This is a genomic window from Dyella monticola (genome assembly GCF_003363155.1).
GTDB classification, from domain to species: Bacteria; Pseudomonadota; Gammaproteobacteria; order Xanthomonadales; family Rhodanobacteraceae; genus Dyella_B; species Dyella_B monticola.
The window spans coordinates 44,555-58,406 of sequence record NZ_QRBE01000010.1; the positions used below are offsets into that span (position 1 = coordinate 44,555).

Here is a 13,852-nt window from a genome sequence, read left to right on the forward strand (position 1 = left end):
GAGGCGTATCACGTTTCCGCCGCATGCTTTCCCCACGCCTCCGGATTGAGTGGCGAACGGGGATGTCCGGCATCGGGCCCGTAACCCAGCGCCGCCAGCAGATTGTCCGCCGCCAGTTGTGCCATCGCGCGGCGCGTATCGGCGCTGGCGCTGGCGATGTGCGGGCTGAGCACGGCGTTGTCGAGTTCGCGCAGGGCCGGATGCACGGCCGGCTCGCCCTCGAACACGTCGAGGCCCGCGGCGGCCACGCGACCTTCACGCAGGGCCACGGCAAGTGCGGCATCGTCGACGATGCCGCCGCGCGCGATGTTTACCAGCACGGCGGTGGACTTCATCAGGGCCAGTTCGGCAGCGCCGATAGCGTGATGGTTTTGCGCGCTGTACGGCAACACCAGCATCAGGTGATCGGCGCGTTTGAGCAATTCCGATTTCTCGACCCAGGTCGCGCAGCAATCGTGTTCCACGGTTTGCGGCAGACGCGAGCGGTTGTGATAGAGCACCGGCATACCGAAGCCGCAGGCACGGCGAGCGATCGCCTGACCGATGCGCCCCATGCCGAGAATACCCAGCGTCTTGCCGTGCACATCCACGCCCAGCCAATCATCGAAGCGCATACCCCCGCGCCAATGGCCTGCGCGCAGCCAGCGCTCGGCACTGCTAACGCGCCGAGCCGCCGCCAACAGCAACGCCCAGGCGTAATCTGCCGTGGTTTCGTTGAGCACGTCCGGCGTATTGGTCGCGAGGATGCCCGCAGCGGTTAGCGCAGGCACATCGAAATTGTTGTAGCCCACCGCAAGATTGGACACCACGCGCAATCGCTGGTTGCCAGCGATGACATTGCCGTCGATGCGGTCACTCAACGCCACGATGGCGCCGTCGACGGCGGCAAGCTTTTCACGCAGCTCCGCAGAACTGTGCTTGCGGTCTTCGGTTTCCGCATGCACATGGACGTACTGCGCCAGGTGGGCCAGTACTTCCGGAAAAAGCGGGCGGGAAACCCAGACGCTGTGTGACTTGCTCATCTCGATCAACTACCTTGGGGCGCTTACCGCCTGCATCCCTCGAAAGGCGTGCAGGTTCCTCTTCCATTAAGGAATGCGCGGTTTTATGTCACCCACGTCGCCACACTGCCCGCGATGACGCAAGGCGTGATCCATTAGCACCAGCGCCACCATCGCCTCGGCGATGGGCGTGGCGCGGATGCCGACGCAGGGGTCATGGCGCCCCTTAGTCACCACTTCGACCGGTTCACCGGCCAGGTTCACGCTGCGGCCGGGAATCAGGATGCTCGAGGTGGGCTTGAGCGCGATCGAGGCACGTACCACCTGCCCCGTACTGATGCCTCCCAGAATGCCACCGGCATGATTGGACGTAAAGCCGTCCATATGCATTTCGTCGCGGTGCTGACTGCCTCGCTGCGTGACCGCGGCGAAGCCATCGCCGATCTCCACACCCTTGACGGCATTGATCGACATCAACGCGGCGGCCAGATCGCCATCCAGCTTGCCATAGATGGGTTCACCCCAGCCGGGCGGCACGCCATCGGCATCTACATTGACGCGTGCGCCGACCGAGTCGCCGGACTTGCGCAGCGCGTCCATGTATTTCTCAAGTTCGGGCACCTGGGGCGCATGGGGCCAGAAGAACGGGTTTTCTTCCACCGCATCCCAGTCGAAACCGGCGGGAACGACGCCGCCCAGTTGCGCAAGGTAACCACGCACACGCACGCCATACCGCTCGGCCAGCCACTTCTTGGCGACCACCGCCGCCGCCACACGCATGGTGGTTTCCCGCGCGGATGACCGCCCGCCGCCGCGCGGATCGCGGATGCCGTATTTCTGCCAGTAGGTGTAATCGGCATGTCCGGGACGGAATGTCTGGGCGATGTCGCTGTAATCCTTGCTGCGCTGATCCGTATTGCGGATCAGCAGCGCGATCGGCGTGCCAGTAGTACAGCCTTCGAATACGCCGGACAGAATCTCCACCTCGTCCGCCTCGCGCCGCTGCGAGGTATGGCGGCTGCGGCCGGTAGCGCGGCGATCGAGATCCGTGCGGAATTCCTCCGCGGAGATCGGCAATCCAGGCGGACAGCCGTCGATCACGCAGCCGATGGCCGGCCCGTGGCTCTCGCCAAAAGTGGTAACGGTAAACAGCTTGCCGGTGGAATTGCTGGACACGGGGTAACCAAAGGCGCGAATGATCAGGCTGGATTGACCTTGCATCTTGCCATGCTTGGATGCCTCGCGCTTGCCGAACCCAGCGGTCGTCTTATTCCATTACCGCCATTCTCTCGCAAGCAAGGCATAAATCACCTCATCCACCCACTCGCCGTGCAACCTCAGGCTTTCACGAAAATACGCCTCCTGCCGCATGCCCAACGAGCGCAACAGGGCTACGCTAGCAAGATTGCGCGGATCGATCGATGCGTGCACGCGATGGGCACGCAGCTGACCGAACACCCAACCAAGCCATGCGCACAGCGCCTCGCGGGAGTAACCCTGGCTCTGGCAAGCGGGCGCAATGCTGATGCCGAACTCGTAGGAATCCCCTGAATCGGCTGGGATGTGCAGGCCGACATCGCCGATCAGCCGGTCATCGGTGGTCCGACGGATGGCCCGTTGCAACCAGCTATCGCGTGAATCCAACGAAACCTGTTGCTGCGCCCTGATAAACGCCAGCGCTTCCTCGCACGTAGCCGGATACCAGCCTTGGTATCGCGCCACCACGGGATCGGAGCGGTAGGCAAATAAGGCCTCCGCATCGCTTTCGTGCAGCGCGACCAGGCACAGCCTTGCCGTGGTCAGCTCCACCTGACAGAACGATCAACCGCGACGGCGCGCGGCCGCAGCCGCGTGAATGGCGTCGGCATGATCGATCAGCTCACGCCGTTCCAGCACGAACACGCCCATCGGGCCGACCTTGAACTCGATCCATACAAACGGTACGTCGGGCAACAAAGCGCTCAGCGCATGCTCGCTTTCGCCCACCTCCACGATCAACAACCCTTCTTCGGTAAGCAGATCAGCCGCTTCATCCAGGATGCGCAGGCAGATGTCCAATCCATCCTCGCCCGAGGTAAGGCCGAGCTTGGGCTCGTGGCTGTATTCACCAGGCAGCGCGGCGTATTCGTCCTCGGTGACGTAAGGCGGGTTGGATACGATCAAGTCGTACTTGCGGCCCTTCAGCGCCGAAAAGAGATCGGACCGCACCACGTCCACGCGGTCTCCCACGTGCTGAAAGGCCACATTCTCGCGCGCCAGCGACAGTGCATCCTCACTGATGTCGACGATATCGACCTGCCAGTGAGGGTTGTAGGAAGCCATGGCGATGCCGATGCAACCCGAGCCGGTGCACAGGTCCAGCGCGCGTTCCAAGTGGCGGCCATCCAGCCAGGGCGTGAACCCCGCTTCGATCAGTTCGGCAATGGGCGAACGCGGCACCAGGGCGCGGCGGTCGCTCTTGAACTTCATGCCGGCGAACCAGGTTTCACCGACGAGGTAAGCCACCGGCAGACGCTCGTTGATGCGCCGCTCGATCAGGTTGAGCACCCGCACGCGCTCTTCGGCGGTGAGTTTGCCAGCGCCGTAAGCCGGCGGAATGTCCGGCGGCAGATGCAGGCTCGCCAACACCAGATGGGTGGCTTCATCGATCGGATTGTCATGGCTATGGCCGAAGGTGAGCCCGGCCGCGGAAAAGCGGCTGGCACCGTAGCGAATGAAATCGATGATGGAGGCGAGTTCGGCGGTCACGGGAGGCAGGTCCGACTTGGGGGTTGTGAAGTATAGCGATTGCGGGTCGCGTAGCTGATGGTTCATGGCACCCTCCGCCTTCGTCAGGCGTCGCGCCGATGCGTTAGAGCCCGTCTACGGTTTCTCGGCCTGCACTGGCACTTATACTGGCGGGATGACTTTCAACGTACTCCTGCAATACATCCTCCCCCATCGGGCATTGTCGCGCGTGGTCTATTGGGCTACGCGATGGACATTCGCGCCATGGAAGAATTTTCTGATCGGCAAGGTCGTGCGCAGTTATCAGGTCGATATGACGCAGGCCGCGCAATCGGATCCGTTCGCCTATCCCCACTTCAATGCGTTCTTTACGCGCAAACTGCGCCCCGATGCCCGCCGGGCAGATGCGACGCCCGGCGCCCTGATTTCGCCGGCCGACGGCCGCATCAGCCAGGCGGGCCCCATTGTCGATGGACGCATTTTCCAGGCCAAAGGCCAGGACTACACCGCCGCCGAATTGCTTGGCGACGAGGCCGCGGCAGCGCCTTACCGAAACGGGCGCTTCGTCACCATCTACTTGTCACCGCGCGACTATCACCGTGTGCACATGCCACTGCGTGGCGTGTTGAAGGAAACAGTGCATATTCCCGGTCGAATTTTCAGCGTGGCGCCGTTCGCGGTGAACGCCATCCCCCGCCTGTTCGCACGCAATGAACGACTGGTCTGCCACTTCGAAGGCGCCCAAGGTCCCTTCGCCGTCGTGATGGTCGGCGCGATCCTGGTGTCGTCCGTCGCCACCGTGTGGGATGGACTGGTGATTCCGCCGTATGCGCCGTCGATTCGGCGCAAGTCGTTTGTCGGCCAGAACATCACGCTGGATCGCTTCGGCGAGATGGCGCGCTTCAACATGGGCTCCACCGTGATCGTGCTGCTGCCCGAAGGCGTGGCCGAACTGGACACGCTCACCTCGCAGCAGGCGATCAAGGTTGGCGAGCGATTAGGTGAACTGCATCACATTTAAGGCATCAAATCGACGATCATTGCACGCCTTCTTCGCCGCACTTTGACATTTGTCGTCATTTTGTGACGTTTTCGGCGCATCGTGGTGAGACACGCCGTTATCCTGCGTGTCCAATCCGCACGCCCGTGCGGCTTGTCCTACGAGGGGTCACATGCAGATTGTCACCCGCTTAATCGCGATGAATCGCGCCCGGCAGTTGCAGCGTCAATTCCGGCAAATCGAACGCAGCATTGCCGCTTTGCCGGTACGCACGCGTGCGCGCTTGGGGATCATGGCCCTGCGGGAAATCGGACAAGCATCCCGATGCGAGTTCCCGCATCTGTACAGCACCTCACCCGAGCAGCGTTATGTACCGTGGGGTCAGGGTACGGCGATCGGCTTCGGTCGCGCGCAATCGGACAACCCGGAGGTCGCGTTGCGCGGCATCGCGTTATGGTTGGCCGTGGCCTACCACGAAACCAAAGACTCCCCGCATCCCAGCTTGCAGCCGCAACACCGCCAACTGCTGCGGGTGTTGCGCGAACTGCGTGACGTGGGCGGTGAGCAGCCGGATGCCACGGCGCGGTGGATGCGCTCGGGTGCAGCGGCATAGCTCCCCCTAAAATCACTCAAAGGTTCGTCGGGGCGACGCCCTAACGACAACTGGGCAACTTCAGCACCTGCCCCGCTTTGATGTGGCTGAACTTGAGATTGTTCATGCGCGCAACCTGCGCTTCGCTGGCACAGCTGCCATGCCTGCGCACGATGGTCGCCAGCGTGTCGCCACGACGAACGGTGTAGCGAACGACGGGATCCGCAGCGGCTGGCGCCGGTTCCGGAAACACTGGCACCACCGCATTGTGCAGGTCACTGGCGAGGATCGGCCACGGACCATCCACGCAACGCGCGTCGTAGACCTTTTCCAATGATTTGGGAATCTGCAGTTCGGCGCCCAGCGGCTGCTCCTGCTGCGGGTCCAGGCGCGGGTTCAGATTACGCAAGGTACGGAACCAGCCGTCCGGCATGTCGTTGGGGGAGCCCAGGCAGACAGTGAGTTCTGAAAGCGAAGCCGAACGCTTGAGCGTGATGTTCGCAGTCTGGCCATCCACACGTGGAAAGCGCAGGTTGTAGCTATCCGGATGCAGGAACAGCCAGGCAGCCGCCAGCACCTCAGGTACATAGTCGCGCGTCTCCTGCGAAAGCTGTGCGTAGATGCGGGGGTCGTAGAAACTCACCGAGGTGTCCTCGCCCACCAGGCGATGCATACGCCCTTCGCCGCCGTTGTAAGCGGCCAAGGTGAGTTCGAGATTGTCGTTGAAGGACTTCAACTGCTCGTTGATGTATTCGGCATTCGCACGCGCGGAGTCAGCCGGATCAAAACGGGTGTCGAAGCCATCCTGATCGGTGAGCCCAAAACGCAGCCCCGTGGCATACATGAATTGCAATGGCCCTGCCGCGCCCGAGCGCGATACGGCGTGCACCTTGCCGCCCGATTCCTTGGCCATGATGCCGAACAACAAGGCTTCCGGCAGCCCTTGCTGCTGATACTGCGGCCACATTTCCTGGCGCAGGAACTGATAATTGACGTAGGCCTCCATCAGGTTGCCGCGCCACTGTGTGAGCCACATCTCCAGCGCAGCCTTCACCGGCCCGTTCATCGCAATCAGCTCGGAAAGCTGGTGGCCGCGCAGCAGCGTCACGCTGCGCTGCGCTTCCGGCAGGCTGCCGGCACCGGCTTGGCCGGTCAATGGCGCCAACGGCGGGCTGGTGCTGGTGTCCTCATCATCGGGCGTCTGGTCGCCAATGAAGCTGCCATCCTTCAGGCGCAGCAGATGGTCGAAAACCGAGAAAAAGCGCTGCGGATCGCATCCGGGCGTGGCGCCGCAGTGCGCGGCGGCGTCGCGCAGCTGATCGAGGGAGGCATCCAGCGTTTTCTGCGCGCCCTCCATATCCCCGGCGCGCGTCTGCTGGAGCGCGGTTTCATAGCTGCGGCTGGCCTGATCGAGCTGCCCGTAAAGAGCAACGACGGAGGCTGGCGGCGGCGGCTTGGTTGCATTGCTCTGGGTGGACGCACAGGCGGTCAGTTGCACCAAAGCCGCAACGCATGCAACCAGACGGAACGAACGAACAAGGGCACGATAAGGCATGTCGGGTTACACCGGTACTGAAGGGCGCAGCCTTAGCCCGGCTGCGCGGGCAGACTCAAAACACGTTCTTGTCGATGTCGTGCGGTTTTTGTTCGATACCGCGCAACTACACCGTTAAAATCGAGCCCCAGTCTTTGGACGCTTTCATGCCAGACATTGTCATCAAACGCAACCATTGGTTGCACAAAACGGTAATCGTCGACAGCGCCGATCGCTCGATCGCCTGTACACGCGGCCAACGCAACCCATGCCTGCTCGACGCGGCGGCATCGACATGACTCGCTGGCGCCCTCCTGCCCCGCGCTCCACCGCGATCATCACCCGCGGCGGCTTCGAAAAGCTCAAAGCCGAGCTCGATCACCTGTGGCACACCCTCCGCCCCGAGGTCGTCAAGGCATTGGCCGCTGCGGCGGCCGAGGGGGACCGTTCAGAAAATGCTGAATACACCTACCGCAAGAAGCAGCTCGGCGAGATCGATCGCCGCGTGCGCTATCTCAGCAAACGGATTCCTTCGCTAAAGGTGGCTGAGGGTGCTCCGGTCGATCAGCAGACGGTGTTCTTCGGGGCGGTGATCGAGCTGGAGAACGTTGAGAGTGGCGAGACGGCGCGCTATCGCATCGTGGGTCCGGACGAGACCGATGCCAAGCGTGGATGGATCAGCGTGGACTCGCCCATGGCGCGTGCAGTGTTGAAGAAGAAGGTGGACGACGAATTCGAGGCTGAATTGCCGGGCGGCCGGACGCGGTTTGCAGTGATTGCGGTGGAGTACCTGGCTGCATAGACGATTCGGCACCATCTAAGGGTGCGAATCCTGCCCAGGCGTCATTCCGGCATATTGGCAGGAATGACGGTTAGGCATCCGCATACATCACTGCAAATGGCTCACCGCCAACGGTAGCGGCGCGGGATAACGCCGCCCCTCACGCAACGGCTGATAACACGGCGCCTCGCGATGAAACGCCTCCTCTTCATTGGCCGGATCCCAGCCTGGAATCCCTGACAACGGCAATGGACGCAATTCCAGCGGATCACGCAGCAGACGCGCCTGCCCAATCGCATCCGCACAGCGCGCCACGGCAGTGGAGCGATCCGCGCTGTCTTCCACCCATACGGCCAGCGCCTTGCCCACCAACAGCTTGCCGGGCGTCAAAGCATGTTCGAGTAATGCGTGCCCAAACACCTCCACGGCGATGGAACCATCCAGCCATGCCGTGCGATGGCGCCAGAACAATCCGTACCAATCGTGCCGGTCCCACAGTTCCAGCAACCGCTGATCTCTCACCAAGACGATGACGCCCGCTTCATCGAAATGCGTTTGCGCGCATTGCGGACGTGAACGTTCGCGTCGCCCGACGCGGGCAATCTCCATCACCTGCTGCTGGTTGAGCGCACGCTTGAGCGCGGGATAGCGCAGCCAGACCATCGCGTTGAAGAGGTCGTGCCAGTTGGCTTGACGCGTGGCGATCAGCGCCTGCGTCGCAATGCGTTCTTCGTAATGCAGGCCGTCCTCAAGCACCTCACGCGTCTGTGCGATGAAACGCTCACCGGCATGCTGTAGCCACCGTGCATTGAGTTCGTCGATGGATGGCCACTGCAGGCCCTCAAGCCAGGGGGCGTATTCGTTCCAATGACTCAGCGGCGCATGCGTGAAGACGATCGGATCGATCGCTGCTCGCGTTGGCGCGACATAACGCATGGCCGCATGCAGATCAGTGAATGACGGACGCGTACAAGTCGTGCTCGTCTGCCGCGTCGACCGCCACGTCAACGAACTGCCCCGGCTTCAGCGCTTGGCCGTTGGCAATGCGCACGACGCCATCGATTTCCGGTGCATCGGCGGACGAACGTGCGATGGCGCCGTGTGGACCGGCTTCGTCGACCAGAACCTTAATCGTACGACCGATCTTGCGCTTGAGCTTGGCAGCAGAAATCTCCGCCTGCACCGCCATGAATTGCTCCAGGCGATCTTCTTTCAGCTCGTCCGAAACGGGATCCGGCAGCTCGTTGGCTTTGGCGCCTTCCACCGGCGAATAGGTAAATGCACCCACGCGATCCAGCTCGGCTTCGCGCAGAAAATCCAGCAATTCCTCGAACTCCGCATCGGTCTCGCCCGGAAAGCCGACGATAAACGTGCTGCGCAAGGTGAGATCCGGTACCTGCTTGCGCCAGTCCTGGATGCGCTCCAACGTTTTGTCGATGTTACCCGGGCGCTTCATCAGCTTGAGGATGCGCGGACTGGCGTGCTGGAACGGAATGTCCAGGTAAGGCAACAATTTGCCTTCCGCCATCAGGGGCATTACTTCGTCCACGTGCGGATACGGATAGACGTAATGCAAACGCGTCCAGGCGCCCAGTTCCGCCAAACCCGTGCAAAGGTCGGTCATGCGCGTGCGGTAGGCCCTCTCCCGCCAACTGCGCTCGGCGTATTTGATGTCCACGCCGTACGCACTGGTGTCCTGCGAGATCACCAGCAATTCCTTCACGCCGCCTTTCACCAATCGCTCGGCTTCGACGAGCACTTCATCCACCGGTCGCGACACCAGGTCCCCGCGCATCGAGGGAATGATGCAGAAGCTGCAGCGGTGATTGCAGCCTTCGGAAATCTTCAAATAGGCATAGTGTTTCGGCGTCAGCTTGATGCCGGTATCCGGAATGATATCCAACAGCCGATTGCGCTTGGGCGGCAATGCCGTGTGGACGGCATGCATCACGCTCGCATAATCCTGCGGACCGGTAATCGCGAGCACATCCGGATACGCGTCGCGAATCAGCTCCGAACGCTTGCCCAGGCATCCCGTGACGATCACCTTGCCGTTCTCATGCAAAGCCTCGCCGATGGCATCCAGGGATTCCTGCACGGCGGCATCGATAAACCCGCAGGTGTTGACCACCACCGCGTCAGCCGCGTCGTAGCTGGGCACGATCTCGTAACCCTCGACCTTCAGCTGAGTGAGGATGCGCTCGGAATCGACCAGGGCCTTGGGGCAGCCGAGGCTGACGAAGCCGATTTTCGGGGTGGCCTTGGACATGATCTGGGAACCGTTAAGGTATTGCCAAACCGCCAATTATAGCGGTAATCGGGGCTGATACTCTGACAGAGTCTTTAACCATTCCCCCTTAATGGCACCAGGCCTCGTTTAATGTGCTATGGCTCCTCCAGGTCTCGCACCGGAATGCGCCGCAAGACGGCCCGTAAAAACGACTTCAGGTTTGCCGGTGTTGAAGAAGTCAGCGTGGAACGGTCTTCGGATGGTCGCGCTTGCTTTGCGCAGGGTGCGAGTACCCCAGTTGCCGCCACTACTCATCAATGACTTCCTTCACGTGTTTGGAAGAACTTCGAGCAATACGCTCGGCCGGCGATGTGCGCCCTCGTAAACAGGATGCCTCTATGAAGCCCTACACGCTCGGTGCTTTTCTCCTATCTTTGGCCATTTCTGGATCAATCCTCGCAAAAGAGAGCGTAGATAATACTTACCTGAATCCTCAGCTCATCGCAGGCCAGACATATAGCAATGTATTTTCCATCTTGCGCTGGATAAAGGCGCCAGGCTTTGATGAACATGTTGGCCGCAACGGTGGCTCAGCCGACTATGCGGTACTTTCTTCGTCGCCATCAGAATGGCGCTTCAGCTCAACGTGGCGCTATGACGGTCTGCAGGGAGGCCAGGATCAGGAAGCTCTTCGCGATAATGGCCGCACTTATTGTTCCATCAAGTTAGGCGCTGTCGACACTTGCAAACCTTATCTCGAGGCAAGCGGACTGCTTTATAACCCAGCCATCTGGGGCGTACCGCCTTCGCGCATCGTCGATGGCATGACGTGGAACGTCAAGCTAAACCAAGCCTGGGAGTTGGGCGGCAAGGATGGAGTTGAAACCGTGACGGTGATACGCGTCGACAATCAGCGCGGAAGTGTGACCCTGATGCGCGAAGGCGACGCTACGGGCTTCTATGCGGAAAGCGATCCTTCAACCATCCAGCTGAGTCATGATGGCAACATGGAAACATTCGATGTCATGCCAGGCCGTTCTCATTGGAAGGGTTACACCACCTTTGTGAAAGGCGTTGTTTTTAGCGATGAACTGCTTGTGACTCGTAAAGACGTATTGCGAGCGAAGAATGGAAAAACGTTCGAAGCCACCGAGCGGCGCATCATGTTGTTGAATGCAGCCCCCTACCCGACGCTTTGATTTGCATTCCTCTATTACATCAGCCAGACCCGCAATCGATCGAGCATATATCCAGCGCACTAGGCCGCCTCAGCGATACAAATCCCATCCTGGGGCTTCGGCCGTGGTATCGACCGCTTAGCATTTGACTTCAAAGGACTTTTTACTCAACCACTCGTCCAACCGGGGAGGTTCCTTGCCTGCGTTCTTTTGCACCAAGGCGAAGTCACGATCTCCTGCCGAGCCAATATGTTTGCGCAAACACCTTCAAGCATCAGAGCGCGGAAAGACAGTCAGCGGAAAAGTGCCCATTTCATCTGGGCTGCACACTACACCAGCGCTCACCACGCACGCTGCATACTATCGTCCTTGCGTAAACTTGATTTCCAATCGCGTTCGAGGAAAAACATGATGGGCAAGCAGATCAATATCCCTACCGCAGGCACGCAATGCATCGGGGCCTACGTGGCCGAAGCCGAAGGCAAACCGAAGGGCGGTGTGGTGGTAATCCAGGAGATCTTCGGTGTCACGCCACACATCCGCAGCGTCGCCGATCGTTTCGCCGCCATGGGCTATACCGCTATCGCTCCAGCGTTTTTCGATCACCTGGAAAGCGATGTGCAGTTGGATTATTCGGATGGCGGCATGACCAAAGGTCGCCAACTGGTGGGTGAATTGGGGCTTGATCGCGCCGTGGAAGATGTCGCCAGCGCCGCCGAGGCGATCGCATCGGCCGGCAAAATCGGCACGGTGGGTTATTGCTGGGGCGGAACGGTGGCGTTTCTGTCAGCCATCCGGCTCGGGCTGCCTTCGGTGAGTTACTACGGTGGGCGCAATGTGCCGTTTCTGGAGGAGAAGCTCAAAGCCCCGGTGATGTTCCATTTCGGCGAGGACGACACATCCATTCCGCCTGACATGGTTGCCAAGCATCGCCAGATGCTTCCACAGATGGACGTCTATACGTATTCTGGCGCGGGCCATGCGTTCAATCGCGACGTCGACCCAAGTCACTATCATCAGGCGAGCGCGGAGTTGGCACTGAAACGCACGATAGCCTTCTTCGATAAATACCTGGCCGGCACATGAGCGGCGGCTTCGTGCTCGACTCTCGACTGGAAGCGGATACGCGACATCTCACCTCCCTACCCTTGTGCGACGTGCGGCTCATGAACGACGCACGTTTTCCGTGGCTGGTGTTGGTGCCACGTCAACCGCAACTGGTCGAACTGCTGGATCTGTCAGATGAGGCGAGTGCGACCCTGTGGAAGGAAATCCGCCATATCGCCGCCGTACTGCGCGAGATCGTGCCGTGCGACAAGATCAATATCGGCGCGCTCGGCAATATCGTGCGGCAGCTTCACATACACATCGTCGCGCGCAAGGAAGGCGATGCGGCGTGGCCTGGGCCCGTGTGGGGCAGCGGTCGCGCGCAACCCTATGGTGCTGATGATCTGCACTCGCTCGCGGAGCGCCTCAAACGTGCTATGGACGTATCAGGTTGAACTCACGCCGCAAGCAGATAAAACAAAAGCGCCCGCGAACCGCGGGCGCTTTTGTTTCGACGCATCAAAACAATCAGTGGCCGCCGCCACCCTGGGACGAATCATCCGAAGACTGATCGCCATACGACTTGCCGGCCGCGTCCTTGTTGGTGTCGCTGCTCGGTGCAGAGGCTGGGGCATGGTAATCCTCCAGCGCGCGCGCCTTGGTCTCGACCGGGTTGATGCGCGCGAGCTTGCCGCCGTCGTCGTAATAGGCGACAAAGCCGTAATCGAGTTCCAGGCGCGCCATGTACTGCAGGTGCTGCTTGCGGATCTTCGAATCATCGCTGGGCAGCAGCAGCACGGTCTTGGGAAGCTTGCCCGTGTCCTTCAGGTAAGAGAAGTGGCTGCCCGCATCAAGCGCGGAAACCACGGCACCATCAATCAGGAACTGACCACTCTTGTAAGCCTTCATGGTCATGTCGAACTGGTTTTGTACCTGCGTGGTTCCCACCGTGTCCTTGGTCGCATTGCGATGGCAACCGCCAAGCACCAGCAAGCTGCCGAGCAGAAGTACGGCCGCGCCGCGGGTCGACAGTGTGGAAAGACGGATCATGCGGATCTCCTGCAAATATCAGTGTAGCCAGGCGAAGTGTAGCGCCGCCGGGAAAAGGTGGATGACATCAATACGTGTAGTACATGGCGCATTCAGGTCCGCGGCAAGGTGACGCCTTGCTGGCCCTGGTACTTGCCGCCGCGGTCCTTGTAGCTGGTTTCGCACTCTTCGTCGGACTCGAAAAACAGCATCTGGGCCACGCCTTCATTGGCATAAATCTTGGCGGGCAGCGGCGTGGTGTTGGAGAACTCCAGCGTCACGTGGCCTTCCCATTCCGGCTCCAGCGGCGTCACGTTCACGATGATGCCGCAACGGGCGTAGGTGCTCTTGCCCAGGCACACGGTAAGAACCTGCCGTGGAATACGAAAATATTCCACGGTCCGGGCGAGTGCAAAGGAATTGGGCGGGATGATGCACACATCCGCTTGCACATCGACGAAGCTGGTCGGATCGAAAGCCTTCGGATCGACGATGGTGGAGTTGATGTTGGTGAAGATCTTGAACTCGCGTGCGCAGCGCACGTCGTAGCCATAGCTGGAAGTACCGTACGAAATCAGCCTGTTGCCGTCGCGCAACTTGACCTGCCCGGCCTCGAACGGCTCGATCATGCCGTGCTGTTCCGCCATGCGGCGGATCCACTTGTCGGATTTGATGCTCACGCGGACTCCGGTGCTCCCAGCCGCGCCCGGTGGGTCCAGGCGCAAAGCGACAA

16 protein-coding genes are annotated in these 13,852 nt (G+C 60.7%); 7 read left to right on the forward strand and 9 right to left on the reverse strand.

The features are described from left to right. Positions 1-8: 8 nt before the first annotated feature. The 4 genes from DWU98_RS15530 to prmB form a co-directional block, all read right to left on the reverse strand. The gene (locus DWU98_RS15530; protein ID WP_115496478.1) at positions 9-1,022 is read right to left on the reverse strand and encodes a 2-hydroxyacid dehydrogenase; all 1,014 of its coding nucleotides are present in this window, start codon (positions 1,020-1,022) and stop codon (positions 9-11) included. A gap of 66 nt (positions 1,023-1,088) precedes the next feature. After that, a complete protein-coding gene (gene aroC, locus DWU98_RS15535; RefSeq protein ID WP_115496599.1) occupies positions 1,089-2,177 on the reverse strand; it encodes a chorismate synthase in 1,089 nt (362 codons plus the stop codon). A gap of 99 nt (positions 2,178-2,276) precedes the next feature. Next, positions 2,277-2,810, reverse strand: coding sequence for a GNAT family N-acetyltransferase (locus tag DWU98_RS15540; protein WP_115496479.1), 534 nt, complete (start codon positions 2,808-2,810; stop codon positions 2,277-2,279). A gap of 12 nt (positions 2,811-2,822) precedes the next feature. Next, the gene (prmB, locus tag DWU98_RS15545; RefSeq protein ID WP_115496600.1) at positions 2,823-3,749 is read right to left on the reverse strand and encodes a 50S ribosomal protein L3 N(5)-glutamine methyltransferase; all 927 of its coding nucleotides are present in this window, start codon (positions 3,747-3,749) and stop codon (positions 2,823-2,825) included. A gap of 154 nt (positions 3,750-3,903) precedes the next feature. On the opposite strand from prmB, the gene asd reads away from it, so the two are divergent. Together asd and DWU98_RS15555 are read left to right on the forward strand one after the other, a co-directional pair. Then, positions 3,904-4,749 (forward strand): archaetidylserine decarboxylase, encoded by an 846-nt coding sequence (gene asd / locus DWU98_RS15550; protein WP_115496480.1) that lies wholly within the window; start codon positions 3,904-3,906, stop codon positions 4,747-4,749. Between the two features lie 151 nt (positions 4,750-4,900). Beyond that, positions 4,901-5,341 carry a hypothetical protein gene (locus tag DWU98_RS15555; protein WP_115496481.1) on the forward strand — a complete coding sequence of 147 codons (441 nt, stop codon included), beginning with the start codon at positions 4,901-4,903 and terminating at the stop codon, positions 5,339-5,341. A gap of 40 nt (positions 5,342-5,381) precedes the next feature. Here the strand turns inward: DWU98_RS15555 and DWU98_RS15560 are convergent, their stop codons facing one another. After that, on the reverse strand, positions 5,382-6,875 hold the full coding sequence (locus tag DWU98_RS15560; RefSeq protein ID WP_115496482.1) for a transglycosylase SLT domain-containing protein: 1,494 nt from the start codon (positions 6,873-6,875) through the stop codon (positions 5,382-5,384). Positions 6,876-7,021: 146 nt separating this feature from the next. Here DWU98_RS15560 and DWU98_RS22430 point away from each other — a divergent pair, with 146 nt between their 5' ends. Both DWU98_RS22430 and greB read left to right on the forward strand, forming a co-directional pair. Next, positions 7,022-7,153, forward strand: a complete 132-nt coding sequence (locus DWU98_RS22430) for a hypothetical protein (protein WP_268990243.1) — start codon at positions 7,022-7,024, stop codon at positions 7,151-7,153. Next, positions 7,150-7,656, forward strand: coding sequence for a transcription elongation factor GreB (greB, locus tag DWU98_RS15565; protein ID WP_115496483.1), 507 nt, complete (start codon positions 7,150-7,152; stop codon positions 7,654-7,656). The genes DWU98_RS22430 and greB overlap by 4 nt, the downstream gene beginning before the upstream one ends. An 87-nt stretch (positions 7,657-7,743) precedes the next feature. On the opposite strand, the gene DWU98_RS15570 is transcribed toward greB, so the two are convergent. Together DWU98_RS15570 and rimO are read right to left on the reverse strand one after the other, a co-directional pair. Beyond that, complete coding sequence (locus DWU98_RS15570) at positions 7,744-8,571, reverse strand: DUF3025 domain-containing protein (protein ID WP_115496484.1); 828 nt, start codon at positions 8,569-8,571, stop codon at positions 7,744-7,746. A 13-nt stretch (positions 8,572-8,584) separates the two neighbouring features. Next, the gene (gene rimO, locus DWU98_RS15575; RefSeq protein ID WP_115496485.1) at positions 8,585-9,904 is read right to left on the reverse strand and encodes a 30S ribosomal protein S12 methylthiotransferase RimO; all 1,320 of its coding nucleotides are present in this window, start codon (positions 9,902-9,904) and stop codon (positions 8,585-8,587) included. A gap of 359 nt (positions 9,905-10,263) precedes the next feature. Here rimO and DWU98_RS15580 point away from each other — a divergent pair, with 359 nt between their 5' ends. From DWU98_RS15580 to DWU98_RS15590, 3 genes are all read left to right on the forward strand, one after another. Beyond that, positions 10,264-11,064, forward strand: coding sequence for a hypothetical protein (locus DWU98_RS15580; protein WP_115496486.1), 801 nt, complete (start codon positions 10,264-10,266; stop codon positions 11,062-11,064). 390 nt (positions 11,065-11,454) lie between these two features. Then, on the forward strand, positions 11,455-12,129 hold the full coding sequence (locus DWU98_RS15585) for a dienelactone hydrolase family protein (RefSeq protein ID WP_115496601.1): 675 nt from the start codon (positions 11,455-11,457) through the stop codon (positions 12,127-12,129). Continuing rightward, a complete protein-coding gene (locus DWU98_RS15590; RefSeq protein WP_115496487.1) occupies positions 12,126-12,545 on the forward strand; it encodes an HIT domain-containing protein in 420 nt (139 codons plus the stop codon). The genes DWU98_RS15585 and DWU98_RS15590 overlap by 4 nt, the downstream gene beginning before the upstream one ends. 73 nt (positions 12,546-12,618) lie before the next feature. Here the strand turns inward: DWU98_RS15590 and DWU98_RS15595 are convergent, their stop codons facing one another. Beyond that, complete coding sequence (locus DWU98_RS15595) at positions 12,619-13,140, reverse strand: hypothetical protein (RefSeq protein WP_230474872.1); 522 nt, start codon at positions 13,138-13,140, stop codon at positions 12,619-12,621. 92 nt (positions 13,141-13,232) lie between these two features. Further along, entirely contained in the window at positions 13,233-13,799 is a 567-nt protein-coding gene (gene dcd / locus DWU98_RS15600) for a dCTP deaminase (RefSeq protein WP_115496602.1), read from the reverse strand. Between the last annotated feature and the right edge of the window lie 53 nt (positions 13,800-13,852).

Bases quoted from the DNA above. Each gene is read 5' to 3' on its own strand.
- DWU98_RS15530 (WP_115496478.1), bottom strand. From the start codon at position 1,022: ATGAGCAAGTCACACAGCGTCTGGGTTTCCCGCCCGCTTTTTCCGGAA.
- asd (WP_115496480.1), top strand. From the start codon at position 3,904: ATGACTTTCAACGTACTCCTGCAATACATCCTCCCCCATCGGGCATTG.
- DWU98_RS15555 (WP_115496481.1), top strand. From the start codon at position 4,901: ATGCAGATTGTCACCCGCTTAATCGCGATGAATCGCGCCCGGCAGTTG.
- DWU98_RS15560 (WP_115496482.1), bottom strand. From the start codon at position 6,875: ATGCCTTATCGTGCCCTTGTTCGTTCGTTCCGTCTGGTTGCATGCGTT.
- DWU98_RS22430 (WP_268990243.1), top strand. From the start codon at position 7,022: ATGCCAGACATTGTCATCAAACGCAACCATTGGTTGCACAAAACGGTA.
- greB (WP_115496483.1), top strand. From the start codon at position 7,150: ATGACTCGCTGGCGCCCTCCTGCCCCGCGCTCCACCGCGATCATCACC.
- DWU98_RS15570 (WP_115496484.1), bottom strand. From the start codon at position 8,571: ATGCGTTATGTCGCGCCAACGCGAGCAGCGATCGATCCGATCGTCTTC.
- rimO (WP_115496485.1), bottom strand. From the start codon at position 9,904: ATGTCCAAGGCCACCCCGAAAATCGGCTTCGTCAGCCTCGGCTGCCCC.
- DWU98_RS15580 (WP_115496486.1), top strand. From the start codon at position 10,264: ATGAAGCCCTACACGCTCGGTGCTTTTCTCCTATCTTTGGCCATTTCT.
- DWU98_RS15585 (WP_115496601.1), top strand. From the start codon at position 11,455: ATGGGCAAGCAGATCAATATCCCTACCGCAGGCACGCAATGCATCGGG.
- DWU98_RS15590 (WP_115496487.1), top strand. From the start codon at position 12,126: ATGAGCGGCGGCTTCGTGCTCGACTCTCGACTGGAAGCGGATACGCGA.
- DWU98_RS15595 (WP_230474872.1), bottom strand. From the start codon at position 13,140: ATGATCCGTCTTTCCACACTGTCGACCCGCGGCGCGGCCGTACTTCTG.